We start from the raw sequence: 17,292 nt of genomic DNA, 5'->3' as shown, positions 1-17,292 counted from the left end.
CCCCCGTGGGGGTGCACCGGGGGTCCCCCGCGGTGGCTGCGTCCGCTTCGCAGGGTTGGGTCTCATCCCCGCCCCCCCCCTCATCGTTTTTCCTCGTGCCCTGTCCCATGCTCGTCGCAACCCCCTCATCGCCCCCGCCGAGTTCCAGTCCCCCGCTCCCGCCCGGGGCGCCCTCCGCCCCCCCCGCGTCGGAGCCCCCCGTCCCGGCGCCGCCGCCGGTTTGCGCCCCGGCTCCACCGCCGGTGCCGCCGGCACCGCCACCACTCGCTCCGCCCGGGATCACCGTGAAGTCGTTGCCGCCCCGGCGGGTGTAGCCCTCGTAGCCGAGCTTCTCACCGGTCTGGGAGTCGAACACGTCGCCCGTGGCGAGCATGCGCAGCCAGTGCGCGCCCTGCGGCAGATCGGGCACCACGATCGAACCCGTCGCGTAGCCGTTCGCATCGAGCGCTTGGGTAGCGTAGACGCAGGCACCGTGCGAGGTGTCGCTGCAGGCCATGCCGTCATCGATCTTGATGTAGACGGTCTCGTTGGCCGGGTAGCCGGAGACCTCGAAGTAGAGCAGGTCTCCCACAGCCACCTCGGATGGCCACACTCGAGAACTGGTTCCCGGGGTCTCCGGGCCGGGCCCGTCGGGCGGCAGCGCCTGGGCCGCTCCTCCGAATGAGAGCCCGAGCAGGAGGCCTGCCGCAGCCAATACGGCGGCCGAGAACCGTCCGGCGGTTCCGATTCCCGTGATCGCACGAGACGTGCGCTGTCGCTTCGTCACTTCTGCCTTCCTCAATTTCTGCCCGGTCCGCTCAGCTCGGCTGCGCCGATGCCTGCGCCGGGGCCGTTCGCTGCGGGCTGCGCAGCATGATCACCGCGGTCGCCGATCCCGCGAGCACGAGCAACGCCAGTCCGACGAACACCAGCGTCCAGTCGTCCGCGAGCGCGGCGACCCCCAGGACCGCAGCCGGACCGGTGACCGCCGGCACCCCCGCGGCGCCGGAGCTGCCGGACTCACCCGTCTCCCCGCCGTCCGCGGCCACCCAGCCGATCAACTCGCCGTCCTCGCCCACGAAGGCGAGTTTGCTCCGGCCGCTCGGCAGCTGCTCGATGTCGAGCTGCACCGTGCCGTCACTGCCCACGCGCACCCAGTCGACGGGGACGACCCGGCCGTCCTCGGTGTAGAGAAAGAGGAACACCCATTTCCCCTGCAAGGATTCGGGGAACGACACCTCGAGTCCGCCATCACGCTCCAGGGCGACCAGATCGCCGGCGTTCGCGCGCACGAGATCCTCGTAGGCCGCGACGGGGCGCTCCGGCACCCCGCCGGGCTTCGGCGTGCTCGCCTGCACGGCGCTCGTCGCGAAACGCACGCCCGGCAGCACGGTCCGGGCGCTGTTCGTCGCACCGCCAGGATTCGTCACCGGTTTCTCGGGCTCCGCGACCGTCGCACGGGTCCACCCGAGCAGCCCGCCGGTGCGATCCTGCACCGAGAGCTTGTTCGTGCCGACCGGCAACCGCACCCCTGCGAGAGGCAGCACCGCTCGGCGCTTCGCGTCGAGCTCGAACCACTCGGTCTTCCAGGGGAAGCGGGGGCTCGTGCCGTCGTAGACGTTCACATACACCCAGTCTCCGGGACGACCTTTCGGAACCGTCACGACCCACCGCTCGGCCTGCTGCTCCAGCTGCACCCCGCCGCGGGTTCCCGCGGTGAGATCCTGCCCCGCATGCAGCGGCTTCGGCGGCGCGGTCGGCTTGCCCGGCTTCGCGTTCGTGGTGTCGCAGGTCTCGCAGACCACCGTGAACTCCGGGCTCTGCAGCGTGCGCGAGGCCTCTCTCTTCCCACCGTAGAACGGATCCCCGGCGAGCGTGCCCGTCATGATCCGCAGCGTATACGATCCCTCGGAGAATCCCGGGTTGGTGTTGCTGCGCGTCGGTATCGGAACGTTCACGTCGAAGCTGCCGTCGTCATCCGCTTCGATCACGTACCAGATCGTCTTGTTGCTGGCGCAGATGCTCGCCTCGCAAGCTCCGATCTCCTTGCCCGCCTTGGCATTGAACGTCTTCGCGATACCGCTGCCCTTGTGAGAGTAGGCTCCGTCGTTGATCTTGATGGCGATGTAGGATCCCTTGCCTGTCACGGAGTTGCACCACTTCTCGCCGGTGAGCCGGATGGTGCCGCCGATCTTCGCTGCCGGCACCTTCACGCCGGGAGCAAGCTGGTATGCGGCCTCGGAGGGCGCGGCCGTGCACCCTTCCGAGACCGGCGGAGAGTACGGAAGACCGTCGATGGTGACGGGCTGGGACGTCCAGTCGCGCTTCGTGTCGCCGAGCGCACTCCCGTCGTCGTGCGTCGTCAGCCGCACCGAAACGTAGCTCCCCGCCCTCACCCCCGCAGGCAGCTCGATCCGGGTGGAGAGCACGCCGCTCTCGCGCACGTGCACCCGCTGCCACACGGTCGAATCGGCGGAAACCGGGTTCGCGTCGCTGCTCGTGCCGCTGTGGCGGTAGTAGGCCCCGTTCTCGTCTTGCAGCCTGATGTCGATGACCGACCCGGCTCTGCCGTCCTTCGTCAGCCATCCCGTGCCCGTGAGCGGGAAACTGGCGCCCGAATCCGCGGTGGTCGGCACCCACGCGAACGCATCATCACCTGCTCCCGGCGCCGCGTACGTCTCGTGCGGGTAGATCGGCTTCTGGACCTCGATGGGGTCGCTCAGCCGCTCGACCACGGTGAAGAACAGGGTCGCTCCGCGCTGCACGTCGGTCGGCTTGCTGAGCAGCGAACCCGAGAGCATCCGGATCGCGTGGGTGGTGCCGGGCGCGAAGCGCTGGGCGAGCCGCTGCTCGGAGAAGCTGCCCCGCCCGTCTTGGGTGCTCGACACGGTCTGCACGGTGGGCCACGGGATCGTCGCAGTCCAAGTACCGTCGGCCTTCGCCTGCACCATCGCGTGCGTGCGACGGTCGTCGACCGGGTTTCCGGTGACCGGATGCTCGACCGGCTGCTTCACGTAGACGGTGTTCGGATCACCGGAGTAGAGCGCATCGAGGAAGAAGTTGATCACGGACCCGGTGCGCCCATCCGTTGCGCGATAGCCGCCGGTGCCCTGGATCACGATGTCTTCGCCCACCACGACTTTCTCGGGCCCGGAGAAGCAGAAGCGGGCTCCCTCGTACCCTGCCGGCCCGTACGACTCCCCGCAGTATTCGCGCACGTTCTCGCGGGGGATCACGGTCAGCGTCGCCGACTCCGTGACCACCCCGTCCGGGTTGCCCGGGTTGCTGAATCGCGCTCGGTATCGCCACGCGGCGTCGGCGGCGGTGACGCCCTCGATCGCCAGCACGACATCATTCGCACCCCGGATCGTCTCCCATTCCTCACCGTCGCTGCTGCGCTCCCAGCGCGTGACGACCTCGGCGCCGGTGGCCTCCGCGGTGAAGCGCGCCCGCTCGCCGGCTTCGACGCCCTGCGAGACCGGGTGGGTCTTCACGCCGACCGCGCTGGGCGCCACCGTCAGCGTGGCGGTGTCTGTGATCACCTGTCCCGCGGAGTTGGAGAACACCGCGCGATACCGGGTACCTGACATGGCGGTCGTGGTGTCGCTCACCACGAGTTCGCCATCGCGCGCGCCCGGGATGTCGTTCCAGGCGCCGCCTTGCGTCAGCGACTGCCACCGCACCTCGGGGAGCGGCGTACCGGACGCCGACGCGACGAACACGGCCTGCTCTCCGGCGACGACGCTCGCGTCCTCGGGCTGCTCGGCGATCTCGGGCGCAGTCGCCGCACCCGTCGGCTCATCGACGACCGTGAAGCGTACCGTGATCCCGCGCTGATTGTCTCCGGAGAGCAGCGACCCCGTCAGGATCCGCACCGTGTGCTGAGAGCCGGCCCCCCAGTGCTCATCGAAGAATGCCTGATCCTGAACTGTGTTCTCGGGCGTGGGCCAGGGGATCTCCACGCGGAAGTATCCATCGGCCCATCCGGAGTACTCCCGCAGCACCGTGTCGCCGGCCGCCGTGAGCACATTCTGCTTCCCCGTGTTGCCCGCCCCGCCCGCCTGGGCGACATTGTGGCCCCGCTTGTCGGCGTACTCAGCGCCGGTCGCCGGGTTGATCACCGTGCGCGTGGTGTTCAGCGTCAGCGGATCTCCGGAGTACGCAGCATCCATCAGGAAATTCGCCACCGAGCCCTGCTGCCCGTCGACGTGCAGGTAGTCGAAGCCCTCGATCACGATGGACTCTCCCCGCACCACCGCGTTCGGCGCCGACACCGAGAACGGGTTGCCCGGGGAGATGCCGTACGACTCCCCCGAGACGGTGACGGCGTTGTTCGTGTCGAGCCTCTCGAAGAGCAGCAGCTGCGCTGCGCGGGTCTCGGTCGCGCCCGCCGCGTTGGTGAATACGGCGCGGTAGAAGGCGCCGTGAGACGAGGCCGTGGTCTCGGAGACGGTCAGGGTGCCCGATGTCGCATCGGGCACATCGCTCCAGGTGCTGTCATCGGCTTCGCCGTTCGGCTGCGCTGCGGTGGTGCGCTGCCACTGCACGGTGACCTCATCGCCCGAGGCCGTCGCGGAGAAGGTGGCCGCCTCGCCCAGATGCACCGTGCTGCCGACCGGCTGGGACGTCACCACGGGAGCAGGCAGGATCGTGAGCTTGACCGCATCCGTGATCACCTGCGCCCCGTCGCCGTCGGTGAAGACGGCCCGGTACCAGCGGTTGTTCTGGTGGGGGCTGGTGCCCGCGTTGAAGGTGAAGGTCGGACTCGTGGCGCGGTCGAGGCCGTTATCGGTCCAGCCCGTCGGAGCAGCGGATGCGCTCAGAGCCGTGCTGCGCTGCCATTGCACGGTGACCGGGTCGACGCCACCGCTCACCTGCGCGGAAAGCCTCACGTTCGCGCCCTGAGCCGCACTGACGGGCTGGGGATGGGCGGTCACTACGAGATCCGCGGCCGCGGCGAGCAGTTCGGCCGACCGCGGCGCGACGAGCGCGTCCCGGGTTTCTGCGATCTCATCGGGGTCGACCGCGTCGGCATCGGTCTCTCGGGCCGTCTCTGCGTCGGCATCGGCCTGCGGGTCGACCACTGCGAGCCCGACCGGAACCGAGTACACGGTCTCCCCGCCCGACCCGGTGAGCCGCACACGATAGCTGCCGGCATGACCCGGTTCGGCGGTGAAGACCAGGCGCTCGGTGATGGCGCTCGGCTGCTCGTTCGCATCGAGCTCGGTCCAGGCACGCTCGTCCGCGGGATCGCCGTCTTCGCCGAGCCGCTCCCAGTGGTAGGCGGTGACGTTGCCTGCACCGATCTCGAACACCGCCTCAGCCCCCACCACGACCTCAAGGTCCTCGGGCTGCGCCGTGACCACTGGCGCGGGCTCGGGCACCGAATCGGGCTCCGGGGAGTGCCCGGTCTCGGATCCGCTCTCGGCCTCCCCTGAGACGGCGTCGCCGGTCTCCGACGACTCCTCGGCGACGACCTGTGCCGTGGTACCTTCCGCCGCCGCGGGATCATCGTTCGCGTACGCGGCCGCGGGAACCGTGCCAACGGCCAGACCGAAGACGAGCAGTGCGGTGAGCAACGGCTTCGCGCCGATCAGACGCCGGGCGTTCACAGCAGCGCCTCCTCGACCGCGTCGATGATCCCGCGCATCAGCAGCGGCCCCCCGGTGGAGGTCCAGAGCGAGCCGTCGACGAGGATCACATTCCCGTCGCGATAGGCCTTCAGCTGGGTGAAGCCCGGTACGCCTTGGGCCTCCGCGTAGGCCAGCTCTGCACCGGAGACATCGGCGGTGCCTCCCGCGACCGGGTTGCCGACGCTCGAACCGCCGAGCGTTCCGAAGAACATGTAGTCGGCGTCGGCGTCGTCGAGATTCTCGAGCGAGATCGGTTCGGAGTGCCCGCGCCCTTCTGTGTCCTGGGCCGGCGGGCGAGCCAGGCCGATCGCCTCGAGCGCCATGCCCGGCGGCAGCTCCTTCAGGATGAGGGAGGCGTTCGAGCCCTGCCAGCGCACGATCGAGAACGTCGCGTCCTCGTATCCGGCGTCGTAGAGCCTGCTCTTGATCTCTGCGGCGTGCTCGTCGAAGTCGGTGAGGATCCGTTCCGCGTCCTCCTGCAGGTTCAGCGCGTTCGCGACGTTGCGGAAGGTCGTCTTCCATTCGGCACCCGCGTAGCCGACGAAGTAGACGGGCGCGATTCGCTCCATGATCGCCACCGACTCCGGGTTGTTGCCGCCGGAGGCATAGGTGAGGATCAAGTCGGGCTTCAGCTCGGCGATGGCCTCGAAGTTGAACTGGGCGACCGAGCCGACGGCGGGGACGCCCTCGGCGCGGTCGAGCAGATAGTTGGGCATCGTGGTCTGGCCCCGCCCGTTGACCGAGCCCACCGGGGTGGCCCCGAGCGCCAGCGCCCCGTCGAGCGTCGGTTCGCTGAGCGTCACGACCCGCTGCGGCTCGACGGGTACGGCCACCGCCTCGTGCTTGACGTCCTCGATCACACGGATGGGGGTGCCGTCCGCGAGGCCCGGCACACCGTCTGCAAGGCCCTCTTCGCCGACGGCCAGTCCGTAAGCCGTGGGGCTGTCGTCGTCCGTCGCCGCACCGGACGACGACGGGTCAGAGGCAGCGCAGCCGCTCAGGATCAGTGCCGCCAGGAGTGCGATCGCCCCCAGTCGTCCACGGGCGCTGAATCGCATACCGGACACCTCGTTCTTCACGCTCGGAAACCCGCCGACGGGCACTGTCCCGCGACTCAATTCCTCGCGCAGGACGACCGTCGAAACAGTGGAGAAATCGACTTCTCTCTCACATCAGGTCAGAATAAGGATATACATACATACATCTGATGTTCAACGCAGGCTGGGAACGTGCCGGCATGAATGAGGGAGCCGATGGGCGAAACACCGACACAGCCGGAGGACAAGCTGCCCCGCTCTGCCGGCCCGGGGTCGGGAGGCGCTCGTCGCCCGCCGCGCATCCCCCGACCCGCTCCGGCCCCGCGCTGCGCGAGCCCGTTGCTCGGCGAGCTCGAGACGCGCATCCACGCGACGCACCCCGAGGCGGACCCGCTCGCCGAAGACGCCGAGATCGATCCCGCAGTCGAGGAGTTCTGGTCCGGCCCGGGCGCACGTTCGCCGCTGCTCGAACAGGATGCGGCGGGTCGGCCGGTCCTCACCTTCCTGTACCGCTCGCCGAGCGCCCGAGACATCCTGCTGCTCGTGAACCGGCTCACGGACGGCACCGACCTCGCCCACTCCGAATTGGAGAGGGTGACCGGCACCGACATCTGGTACCTCTCCTACGCGCTCGAGCCGGAGTGGCGCGGTTCGTACGGGTTCCTGGTGCACACGGGCCCCGGCCCCGCACCGTGGCGCGATCCCCGGCCCGCACCGGCCGACCCGGCGTCCCGTCCGGGCTCGACCCCCCAGACTGAAGCCCGTGCCCCGATCACACTGCGCGCACTCTTCCAGCTCGCGCACCCCGACCCCCGCAACCCCTTGCGCTGCCCCAACCGCTCCGGCCACACGCTCTCCGTTGCCGAGGGCCCCGCCGCCCCGCCGCAGCGCTGGCTCCGCCCGCCTGCTCGCGGCACCGAGGGTCCGGCCGCGCTGCACTCGGCCACCGGCCCCGATGGCCGCCGCTGCTGGACGTTCGACCACGGCACGGGGCCGCGACCCCTGTGGATGATTCTCGACGGCGAGGTCTGGGCCGAGCAGTTCGATCTCGGTGGGACGCTCGCCGACATGATCCGGGCGGGCGGGGCCCCGCCCATCAGCGCGGTCCTCATCGACTCCGGCGGGGTCGAGCGTCGCTGGGACACGCTGGGGGCCGATTCCGTCTTCGTCGACGAACTCGCCGATCGATATCTCCCGTGGGCACGCCGACTCCTCGACGCACCGGTGCCCCCGCGGCTCTGCGGGGTGGCCGGTCAGAGCCTCGGCGGGGTCGTCGCGCTGCGCTGCGGACTCGAACGACCAGATGCCTTCGGGATGGTCCTCTCCCAGTCGGCCTCGCTCTGGCTGGGCGGGCACTCCCTCGAGCACCCTCCGGAGAGGCCGCATGGGGCCGATACGCGCTTCCGCCTGGAAGTGGGCACCCACGAGTGGATGCTGCTCGAACCGCACCGCGAGCTGCACCGCCGCATGCGCGCCGCCGGGCTCGATGCGGAACGCGTCGAGTACGCGGGCGGGCACGACTACGCGTGGTGGCGCGGGGCGCTCCCGGAGGCGCTCGCGGCGCTCAGCCGCTCGTCCAGCACGCACCAGGACCCGTAGACCGCGCCGTCGCTCCCGCCACGCCAGTCGCCGATCCGCGCGCCCGCCACCGGGCGCAGCGCGTTGAGCAGATGGACGCGCTCGAGTGCGCCCAGACCGGCCTTGACGAGGGCCTCCTTGCGGGTCCACAGCATCACGAAGGCGTCGCCCGGCGCGCGCTGCGCCGCCACCCACCGCGCCTCGTCGTCGCCGAGTGCGCGGCGGATCACCGGCGCGCCGGCGCGCTCGACGTCGATGCCGCAGCGGGACCACGACGCGATAGCCGCGACGTACCCCCTCGTGTGGCTGAGGCTCACATGCACCGGAGAACCGATCATCCGCGGCATGCCGTGGGCCTCGCTGCCGCAAGTCGGGCAGAGCTGTGCCAACGCGAGCCCCTGTGCCTCGCACCCGAGCAGTTCACCCGCGCACTCGCGCACGAGCAGGTGCGCGGCGTCGTAGGCCGCGCGATCGGCCGCGTGCACGATACGGCTCCGGCGCGCGGCCTCCGGCGCGGTCATCCAGCGCGGCGCGGGCCCGTCGCCGCACCCCGGAGCATCGGGCACCTCGGCGAAGCGCACGACGGTCACGCGACCGCCTCTCGAGCGCCACGCATCGTGGCGCGAAGAGGCCCGGAGTCCGACATCCGCGCCTCGGCGATCGCCCCGGCGATCACCCCGGCGACACGGTCGGCCGTCGGCCGTCGCACGAGTTCCGCGTGCGAGGCCGCTATGGGCTCGATGCGCACCTCACCGGCGACGTGGGCCCGCCACCCGTCCGCGTCGAGGTGCGTCTCGGGTCTCGGCGCTGCGGCGGTGATCACCGTGAGCCCCCCGACGAGCCGGGTCGGGGGCGCGGTGCGCACGATCCTCGTCGCTTCGATCACACTCTCGACGCAGCCGCTCAGCAGCGCGGGCGGCAGCGCGGCGAGCGCGCTCCCCGAGCGCCGCAGACGTTCCACGACCGCGTCGCGATCCAGCCGCGCCGCTTCAAGCGGGTCGGTTGCGTCCAACCCGCCCAGCCGCAGCACCCCGACGAGCGCCTCCGCCTCGGTCGGCTCCGCGAGATGCTGCCACTGCTCGGCGGGGTAGGCGTCGAGCAGCACCACCGCTCCCACACACTGCTCTTCGCTCCGGGCCAGCGCCGCGACCGCGTGCGCGGCCATGCCGCCCAGCGACCACCCGGCGACGTGGAACGCGCCGTCGCCGACCACCCCGCGTATCGCGGCCAGCTGGCGGGCGGCGAGCGCGGTCATGTCGGCCACCGGTTCGGGCGCACCCCGGCCGAGCCCGGGCGCCTGGATCACGTGCACCGGCTGCGAGCGCGACAGCCCCGCGAGCAGACTCGTGTAGCACCACCCCAGCCCGCCCGCGGGCGGCAGCAGGAACAGGGGTGGGATCGCCCCGTCCCCCGCGCGCAGCGTGAGCACCTCGGCGAGGTCGGTCGCGCCGTCGGAGCGATCGCCGCCGTCGACGAGGCGCGCGGCGAGACCAGCGGCGGTCGGGTGCGCGAAGACCTCCGCGAGACCCAGCTCGCGCCCGAGTTCCTGCTCCAGCCGGCCGAGCAGTCGCAGAGCCGAGAGGGAGTCGCCGCCCAGGTCGAAGAAGCTCGCGTCGACCGGCACTGCCGGCAGCTCGAGCACCTCCGCGAGGATCCCCGCGGTCCGCTCCTCCAGGAGATCCCTCGGAGCCTCGCCCTCCTCGGCCACCGCGGCGGGCGGCCACTCCGCGAGCAGCCGCCTGCGATCGGCTTTGCCGCTGCTGCCGAGCGGAATCCCGGGCACCGGGATCCACCGGCTCGGCACGAAGGACGCCGGGAGCCTGGTCTCCGCAGCCCGGCGCAGTTCCTCCTCGACGCGGTCGGCCGGCCCCGCCTGCGGGGCGAACCACACGACGAGCCGGTCTCCCGCGAGCCCGGCGACGAGCCCCCGCACGCCGGCGACCCCGCTGAGCACCCCCTCGATCTCGCCGAGCTCGACGCGCTGGCCGCGCACCTTCACCTGGTCATCTGTGCGCCCGTAGTAGAGCAGCGCGCCGTCCGGCCTGCGGCTCGCGAGATCGCCCGTGCGGTAGAGGCGCCCCCACGGGGTCTCCACGAAGCGCTCGGCCGTCAGCTCGGGTCGCCCGACGTAGCCGATGGCGAGCTGCTCACCTCCCAGCCACAGCTCCCCCACCGCGCCGATCGGCACGGGACGCATCCGAGCGTCCAGCACCAGGCACGAGGTGTTCCAGACCGGCCGGCCGATGGGCACGCTCGCTCCGTTCGCCGTGTCGGCCTCGCCGCACTCCCAGGCGGTCACGTCGACCGCGGCCTCGGTCGGACCGTACAGGTTCGTCGGGTGCGCTCCGAAGCACTCCAGGGCGCCGCGCACGAGGTCGGCGGTGAGCGCCTCACCGCTCGTGACGACGGCCCGCACGGAGCAGCGCCCGCCCGCGGCGGCGACCCCGGAGCTCGGAGCGCCGACGATCTCCCGGCTGGGGGCGTCCGCGAGGAAGGCCCGCAGCATCGACGGCACGAAGTGCAGCACCGCTATGCGCTCGGCGGCGATCGTGCGGGCCAGGGCGCGCGGATCCCGGTGCTCTCCCGGGGCCGCGATCACGACGGTGCCCCCGACCTGCAGCGGCCAGAACAGCTCCCAGATCGACACGTCGAACGAGATCGGCGTCTTGTGCAGCACGCGCTCACCGAGCGCGAGCGCGAAGCGGTGCTGCATCCAGGCGAGCCGGTTGTCGATGGCCCGGTGCGAGACGAGTACCCCTTTGGGGCGCCCGGTCGAGCCCGATGTGAAGATGAGGTAGGCGGGGGCATCGACGTCGTCCGGCGGGTCGCCGAGCCAGGAACCAGCGGCGCGCAGCGATTCGGTCTCGTCGACCACGGTCACAGCCGAGGCATCCTCGATCATCATCTCGATCCGGGATCCGGGCAGCTCGGGGTCGACCGGCAGGTACACCGCGCCCAGCAGCGCCACGGCGTACACCGCCTCGAACAGCTCGAAGCCTCGCGGCAACCGGATTCCCACCACGTCGCCGGGTCCGACACCCTTCGCGCGCAGCCCGCAGGCGATCCTCCTGGCGCCCGCCAGCAGCTCGGCATAGCTGCGGCTCGCCCCGCCGCTGCGCAGCGCGACGGCGTCCGGCGTGCGCAGGGCCTGGTCGAGGAAGCGCCGCCCCAGCGAGAGCGGCAGCCGATCGACCCGTGCTCCGTCGGAGCCGCTCGTCGCGCGCGCTCGTTCCTCGCCGGGCAGCAGTTCGAACTCGGCGACGGATGCGGTTCCCTCCGCCGTCGCCCAGACCATGATCCAGTGCCGCAGCCGCGCGAGGTGCAGGTCGAGTGCCGCCGCGTCGTACAGGCCGGGGTGGGCGTCGAGCTCGAGCCGCACGCGCCGGCCCCGCCCGGGAGTGCCGCGCACCGTGAGCGTCAGATCCTCGACCGGGCCGGCCGTGATGTTGCGCACGGTACCCGCCGCCGTGCCGACGACCAGCTCCAACTCGAGCGGGATCAGGTTAACCTGCATGCCGAAGAGATCGGCGCTCGCGCGGCGCGCCAGGCGGCGGGACAGCCACTCCTGGCGCTCGAAGGGGTGCTCCCGCAGCGCCTGCTGCTCGGCGCGGGTGACGGCGAGCACTTCGCGCACGGTCCCGGTGCTCGGGATCACGGCGGGCAGCACGTTCATCGCAGTGCACACCGTTCGCGCACTGAGCAGGCTGCCGACCCGCGACAGGGCGCGATTCATGAGCGGCAGGCCGATCCGCCCGGCGTCGGCGCCCGCATACCTCGCGACGTAGCTACCCGCGGCCGCGATCACGAGGTCGGTCCAACTGCTGCGCAGCGCACGGGCCCCGCCGACGATGAGGCGCTGCAGGTCCTCGTCGAGGTCGATCCCGCAGCGGATCGCCCGCGGCGCCGGCTGCAGCGTGCGGCCCGCAAGCGATGCGGGCCCGGACATGCGCGCCAGCCGCTCGTCCCAGAACGCCTCGGATCCGGGGGCCCGGTGATCCTCCGCGACAAGCGCGGCGAGCGGGATCCCTGCACCCGTTTCGGCGTCGCCGCCGCCCGCGAAGTACTCGGCGACGCGGCGCAGCAGCTGCTGTGCGGCGTAGCCGTCGCAGACGACGTGGTGCGCGGCGTGCCACCACCACGTGCGCTCCTCCGGCAGTCTGATCAAGCCCGTGCGCGTCGTTTCGCCTCTGAGCAGGTCGAGCGGCCGTTCGATGGCGGCCTCGATCAGCGCATTCGCCGTCTCGGGGGTGTCCGCCTCCGCGAGTTCGAAACGCACGGCCGTCGTCTCCCGCACTCGCTGCCGGGGCCCGTCCGACGTCAGCCGGAACTCGGTCCTCAGCTGCTCGAATTCCTCGTACGCCAGCCGGATCGCGGCTTCCAGCCGCCGTTCGTCGAGCTCTCCCTGCAGCTCGACGACCTCCGCGGTCGTGTATGCCGGGCTTCCCGGGTCGAGCTGCTGTGCGAAGAACAGGCCCTGCTGCGCCGGGGTGAGCGGCAGCCACTCGGATGCCGTGCCCGGCACCGCTCTCAGCCCGCTTCCACGACGGTCTGCCTGCGCAGCCAGTTCAGCGTCGGCGTGCGCACGAACTCGCCGAAGTCGATGTCGATGCCGTCGTCCGCGAGCACGTCGAGGAACTCGAAGGCCCGCAGGGAGTCGAGCCCGAGCTCGAAGAGGTCGGCGTCGGGTGCCGCGAACGCCGCCTCGAGCTGCGGCTCGTCGATGAGCCCGTGCATGGCGGCGCGGATCAGCCGGTCGCTGCGATTCGGATCCGCCGGCGCCGCAGCAGGAGGACCGATTTCGACTCCCTCCGGTCGCTCAATCGGCGGAGCAGTCTCCGGTCGCTCGATCAGCGGGGCGGCCTCTGGTCGCTCGGTCGCCGCCACGGCGCGCAGACCGGCCAGCACCTCGGCGGCCAGCACCACCGCACCGCAGCATCCGGCGATCTGGGCGAGCGCGTTCCGGTGCTGCTCCTCGCCGAAATCCGCGACGCCGTCGGCCACCACGAACGGCTGGACCTCGCGCTGGAACGCCTCGAGGGCGGTCGCGGTGATGCCGATATGGGCGTAGACGCCGGTGATGATGAGCTGGTCGCGGCCGGCCGCGGCGAGCCGCTCGGCCAGGTCGCTCCGCGCGAACGCACTGTAGCGGTGCTTCGTCAGCACCACGTCGCCGGGTTGCGGCGCGACCTCGGCGAGGATCTCGATATGCTCCGGGATCGCTCGCATGCCGGGACCCCAGAGATCCTGTTGCAGCCCGCGCTCCCGGGGATCCTGGTCGCCCCGCTGGGCCGTGTAGAACACGGGTGCTCCGACCTCGCGCGCTGCGGCGACGAGCCCGGCCGTCGCCGCGATCGCCGAGCGCAGCGCCTCGCAGTCCTCGGCGTACGGGCGCACGAAGTAGCGTTGCAGATCGTGGACGAGCACTGCGGCGCGGCCCGCCTCGAGCCGCCAGTCCGCGCGGCTCGGCGGCAGCTGCGCGGTCGGTGGCTCGTAGTCGATCATGGCGGGAAGCGTCATGCTGGTTCCTTCAGGCTCTGCGAGAGCACGCGGCGCAGCTCTCGGCGGCTGTTCTTTCCGACGTGGGTGGACGGGAGAGCATCGAGGAACACCACGCTGTCCGGGATTTTGTACGAGGCCAGACCGGCGGCCCGCAGGTGCGCGACGAGGTCTGGCCGATCCCCGGGTCGCTCCGCCTGCACGACGAGCACGACCCGCTCGCCCAGATAGGCGTCGGGCACCCCGATCACCACGGCGTCGCGCACCCCGGGGTGCGCGAGCGCGACGCCCTCGAGCTCCTCGATCGAGATCTTCTCGCCGCCGCGGTTCACCTGGTCCTTGTCGCGCCCGGTGACCACGAGGTGCCCGCTCGGCAGCCGGCGCACCAGGTCTCCCGTGCGGTAGAAGCCGTCATCGGTGAACGACTCGGCGTCGGCCCGCGGTGAACGGTAATAGCCGCGGATCGTGTAGGGCCCGCGCACCAGCAGCCGGCCCTCCGCGCCGTCTATCACCTCCTGGTCCTCGGCGTCGACGATGCGCAGCTCGTCGTGCAGGCTGATCGGACGCCCCTGCGTGGTGAACACCAGCTCGTCGGGGTCGTCGTCGCGGGTGTAGTTGACCAGCCCTTCGGCCATGCCGAAGACCTGCTGCAGCCGCGCTCCGAGCACTCGGCGCACCTCGGGCGCGACGGCGTCCGACAGCCTCGCCCCGCCGACCTGCAGGGTCTGCAGCGTCGTGAGGTCGGGGCTGCGGCGCTTCGCCGCCGCGATCCAGGCCTGCGCGAGCGGCGGCACGAGCGCCGCGGTGGTCACGCCGTGCTCCGCGATCAGGCGGAAGGCCGTTCTCGGGCTCGGATCACCCGCCAGCACCACGGTACCGCCGCGATGCAGCACCCCGAGGATCCCCGGCGAACTCATCGGGAAGTTGTGCGCCGCCGGCAGCGCGACCAGCATGCGCGTCGACTCTTCGACCCCGCAGATCTCGGCGCTCGCCCGCACCGAGTACAGGTAGTCGGCGTGGGTGCGCGGGATCAGCTTCGACACCCCCGTGGTGCCGCCCGAGAGCTGCAGGAAGGCGATGTCCTCGGAGTTCGCGGCGGGCAGCGGGGCGCCGTCGGCGGCGCCCGCTGAAATCCCCGGCTCATCGCGCCATCCGTTCACGTCGACCAGTACCGGCGGCGCCACGCAGCTCGGGCGCAGCCGCTCGCACACCGCGGCGTACAGCGCCGAGTGGTCGACGCGGTCGGCGCCGGCCGACACGACGAGCGCAGCGGCATCCGCAAGCTCGCAGAACTGCGCCAGCTCGACCTCGCGGTGCGTCGGCAGCGCGAAGACGGGCACAGCGCCCATGCGGAACAGGCCGAGCACCGCTTCGAGGTACTCGACGATGTTCGGCAGCGCGACCACCACACGATCCCCCGGGTGCACCCCGAGCGCGGCGAAGCGCATCCCGGCCGCGAGCGCGCGCTCGCTCAGCTCGGCGTAGCTCCAGCTGCGCTCGGCGCCGCCGCTGTCGGGCCCCACCAGGGCCTGCCGATTCGCGAACCGAGCGGTGCGATCCTCGATGAACTCCGCGAACGTCTCGTCCGTCCAGTACCCCAGGCGCCGGTAGTGGTGCCGGAACTCGGCCGGCCACCCGCGCACCTCGGCGATCCGGCTCCTCACACGCCCACCGCCTTCAGCATCGTCGCGAGCTTCGCGCCGGTCTCGCGCAGCTCCGATTCGGGGTCGGAACCGGCAACGATCCCCGCCCCCGCGTAGAGGCGCAGCCGCTCGCCGTCGAGCACGCCGGCACGGATCGTGACCGCGAACTCGCCGTCGCCGTCGCCGTTCACCCAGCCGACCGCACCCGTGAGCGGACCGCGCTCGCTCTCGAGCTGCGCGATCACGTCGAGCGCGGCCGTGCGCGGCACCCCGCCGACGGCGGGGGTCGGCTGCAGCAGCTGCGCCAGATGCAGCGCGCTCAATCCGGTCGCATCGGGATCGGCGAGCTCGGCGCGGATCTGCGTGCCCAGGTGGTGGAGCGTATCGGTCGACACGAGGCGAGGCCGGGGATCGGCCTCGATACGGCGGCAGACCCGCGACAGCGCCTCCACGATCTCGTCCACGACGAAGGAGTGCTCGGCGAGATCCTTCGTCGAGTGCTGCAGATCCTCGGCCCGTTGCCGGTCCTCGACGAGGTCGGCAGCCCGCGGGATGGAACCGGCGAGCGGCAGACTGACCAGCTCTTTCCCGCGGCGACGCACCAGCAGCTCCGGACTCGCGCCGAGCAGCTGCGGCGCCTCGGGGCCGTCTACGAGCGGCATGCCGAAGACGTAGCGCCCGGGGCGATCCCGCAGCAGCCCGTGCAGCACCGATGCGGGGCTCAGCGGGGGCGTGCTGATGACGTCGAGGCCGCGCCCCAGCACCACCTTCTGCAGCGCACCCGCCTCGATCCGGTCGATCGCGAAGCGCACGTTCGCCGCGTACTCCTCAGACGTCGGGCGCTCCGTGATCTCGTGCCTCACGCCCGACCCGCGCAGGGACTCCGTCGCGGGCAGTTGCTCGCCGCGCACCGTGTGCGCCACCGCGGGCCCGCCCGGCTCGAAGGGGATCGCTGCGACCGCGCATTCATCTCCCGCAAGCGAGCCGACGAGCGCCGAAGCCCACTCGCCCCCGTTCCCGAACGAGGTCCGCACCACGGTTCCCGCCACGGTCCGCTCCCCTGCGAAGAGCACCGGCACCGCCCGCTGCGCCGTGCTCACAGCGAAGCCCCTCCATCTACGGTGATCCGCTGCATCGTGATGTGGCGCGCTGCGTCCGAGAGCAAGAAGCTCACGAGACCGGCAACGTCGTCGGGGCTGCCGATCCTGCCGAGCGGGATCCCCACCCGATAGGACACGGGGTCGCCGCCGATCGCCTGGCGCGCCCCGAGTCCGGGATCGGGCCACAGAGTCCTCTGCATCGGAGTATCGGTCGATCCGGGCTCGACGGCGTTGCAGCGGATGCCGCGATCCGCGAGCTCGAGGCCCGCGCATCTCGCGAGCGCGGAAGCTGCCGCCTTCGACGCCGAGTAGGCGAGCATTCCGGTGCGGGGCACGCGTGCGGCGTTCGAGCTCACCACCACGATCGAACCGCCGTCCCGCAGTCGCGGCGCTCCTCGCTGCAGCAGGTTGAAGACACCCGTGACGTTGACGTCGAAGTGCCGCTGCCACGCCTCGGCAGTCGTGGTCTCGAGGCTCCCCGGCTCGAGCACGCCGGCCGTCGACACGAGTCCGTCGAGGCGACCAAGCGCGTCGACGGCGTGCTCCATCGCAGTCGCGACCCCAGCGGCGTCGGAGACGTCGACGGGCAGGGCGAGCGCTTCGGCGGCCCCCGCTGAGGAGAGCTCGTCGACGACGGGGCGGAGCCGTTCGGCATCGCGATCGAGCGCCGCAACCGCGCACCCCGCCGCCGCCAGCTGGAATGCGACAGCGCGCCCGATGCCGGACGCGGCGCCGGTGACCAGTATGGCGCGGGGCACGAGTTCGGTATTCATCGGATGAATATTAGCATGACCTTATTCACACCTGATGAATCCGATTCCAGCTT

Annotated in this window: 10 protein-coding genes; 1 reads left to right on the top strand and 9 read right to left on the bottom strand. The window is 71.5% G+C overall.

The annotated features are described in order from the left end of the window. The 3 genes from AMS65_RS17805 to AMS65_RS17795 all read right to left on the bottom strand — a co-directional run. The coding region (locus AMS65_RS17805; protein WP_157502428.1) for a hypothetical protein at nt 1-766 on the bottom strand (766 nt) is incomplete at its 3' end. A gap of 31 nt (nt 767-797) precedes the next feature. Further along, nucleotides 798-5,591: an immunoglobulin domain-containing family protein gene (locus AMS65_RS17800; RefSeq protein WP_053385515.1), complete on the bottom strand. Its 4,794-nt coding sequence runs from the start codon at nt 5,589-5,591 to the stop codon at nt 798-800. Continuing rightward, nucleotides 5,588-6,670, bottom strand: a complete 1,083-nt coding sequence (locus AMS65_RS17795) for an iron-siderophore ABC transporter substrate-binding protein (protein WP_206542013.1) — start codon at nt 6,668-6,670, stop codon at nt 5,588-5,590. Before AMS65_RS17795 ends, AMS65_RS17800 begins: the two co-directional genes overlap by 4 nt. A gap of 195 nt (nt 6,671-6,865) precedes the next feature. On the opposite strand from AMS65_RS17795, the gene AMS65_RS17790 reads away from it, so the two are divergent. After that, entirely contained in the window at nt 6,866-8,248 is a 1,383-nt protein-coding gene (locus AMS65_RS17790; protein WP_162231788.1) for an enterochelin esterase domain-containing protein, read from the top strand. Here AMS65_RS17790 and AMS65_RS17785 read toward each other — a convergent pair. From AMS65_RS17785 to AMS65_RS17760, 6 genes are read right to left on the bottom strand one after another with little or no spacing between them, the layout of a single operon-like run. After that, nucleotides 8,170-8,817 (bottom strand): 4'-phosphopantetheinyl transferase family protein, encoded by a 648-nt coding sequence (locus AMS65_RS17785; RefSeq protein ID WP_053385513.1) that lies wholly within the window; start codon nt 8,815-8,817, stop codon nt 8,170-8,172. The two genes, AMS65_RS17790 and AMS65_RS17785, sit on opposite strands and share 79 nt — an antisense overlap. After that, nucleotides 8,814-12,749 carry a non-ribosomal peptide synthetase gene (locus AMS65_RS17780; RefSeq protein WP_053385512.1) on the bottom strand — a complete coding sequence of 1,312 codons (3,936 nt, stop codon included), beginning with the start codon at nt 12,747-12,749 and terminating at the stop codon, nt 8,814-8,816. Before AMS65_RS17780 ends, AMS65_RS17785 begins: the two co-directional genes overlap by 4 nt. Nucleotides 12,750-12,754: 5 nt before the next feature. After that, nucleotides 12,755-13,744 carry an isochorismatase family protein gene (locus AMS65_RS18895; RefSeq protein WP_075201083.1) on the bottom strand — a complete coding sequence of 330 codons (990 nt, stop codon included), beginning with the start codon at nt 13,742-13,744 and terminating at the stop codon, nt 12,755-12,757. Beyond that, nucleotides 13,741-15,387 (bottom strand): (2,3-dihydroxybenzoyl)adenylate synthase, encoded by a 1,647-nt coding sequence (locus tag AMS65_RS17770; RefSeq protein ID WP_053385511.1) that lies wholly within the window; start codon nt 15,385-15,387, stop codon nt 13,741-13,743. Before AMS65_RS17770 ends, AMS65_RS18895 begins: the two co-directional genes overlap by 4 nt. Then, a complete protein-coding gene (locus tag AMS65_RS17765) occupies nt 15,384-16,466 on the bottom strand; it encodes an isochorismate synthase (RefSeq protein WP_053385510.1) in 1,083 nt (360 codons plus the stop codon). Before AMS65_RS17765 ends, AMS65_RS17770 begins: the two co-directional genes overlap by 4 nt. Then, nucleotides 16,463-17,239, bottom strand: coding sequence for a 2,3-dihydro-2,3-dihydroxybenzoate dehydrogenase (locus tag AMS65_RS17760; protein ID WP_053385509.1), 777 nt, complete (start codon nt 17,237-17,239; stop codon nt 16,463-16,465). Before AMS65_RS17760 ends, AMS65_RS17765 begins: the two co-directional genes overlap by 4 nt. Nucleotides 17,240-17,292: the final 53 nt, after the last annotated feature.

The organism is Leucobacter celer subsp. astrifaciens (assembly GCF_001273835.1).
Classification (GTDB): Bacteria; Actinomycetota; Actinomycetes; order Actinomycetales; family Microbacteriaceae; genus Leucobacter; species Leucobacter celer.
The sequence above is the reverse complement of the archived record's forward strand: the minus strand, read 5'-3'. Positions and strand labels throughout refer to the sequence as shown.

Coding starts and splice junctions, on each gene's coding strand:
- AMS65_RS17795 (WP_206542013.1), bottom strand. CDS start 6,670: ATGCGATTCAGCGCCCGTGGACGACTGGGGGCGATCGCACTCCTGGCG.
- AMS65_RS17760 (WP_053385509.1), bottom strand. CDS start 17,239: ATGAATACCGAACTCGTGCCCCGCGCCATACTGGTCACCGGCGCCGCG.
- AMS65_RS17790 (WP_162231788.1), top strand. CDS start 6,866: ATGGGCGAAACACCGACACAGCCGGAGGACAAGCTGCCCCGCTCTGCC.
- AMS65_RS18895 (WP_075201083.1), bottom strand. CDS start 13,744: ATGACGCTTCCCGCCATGATCGACTACGAGCCACCGACCGCGCAGCTG.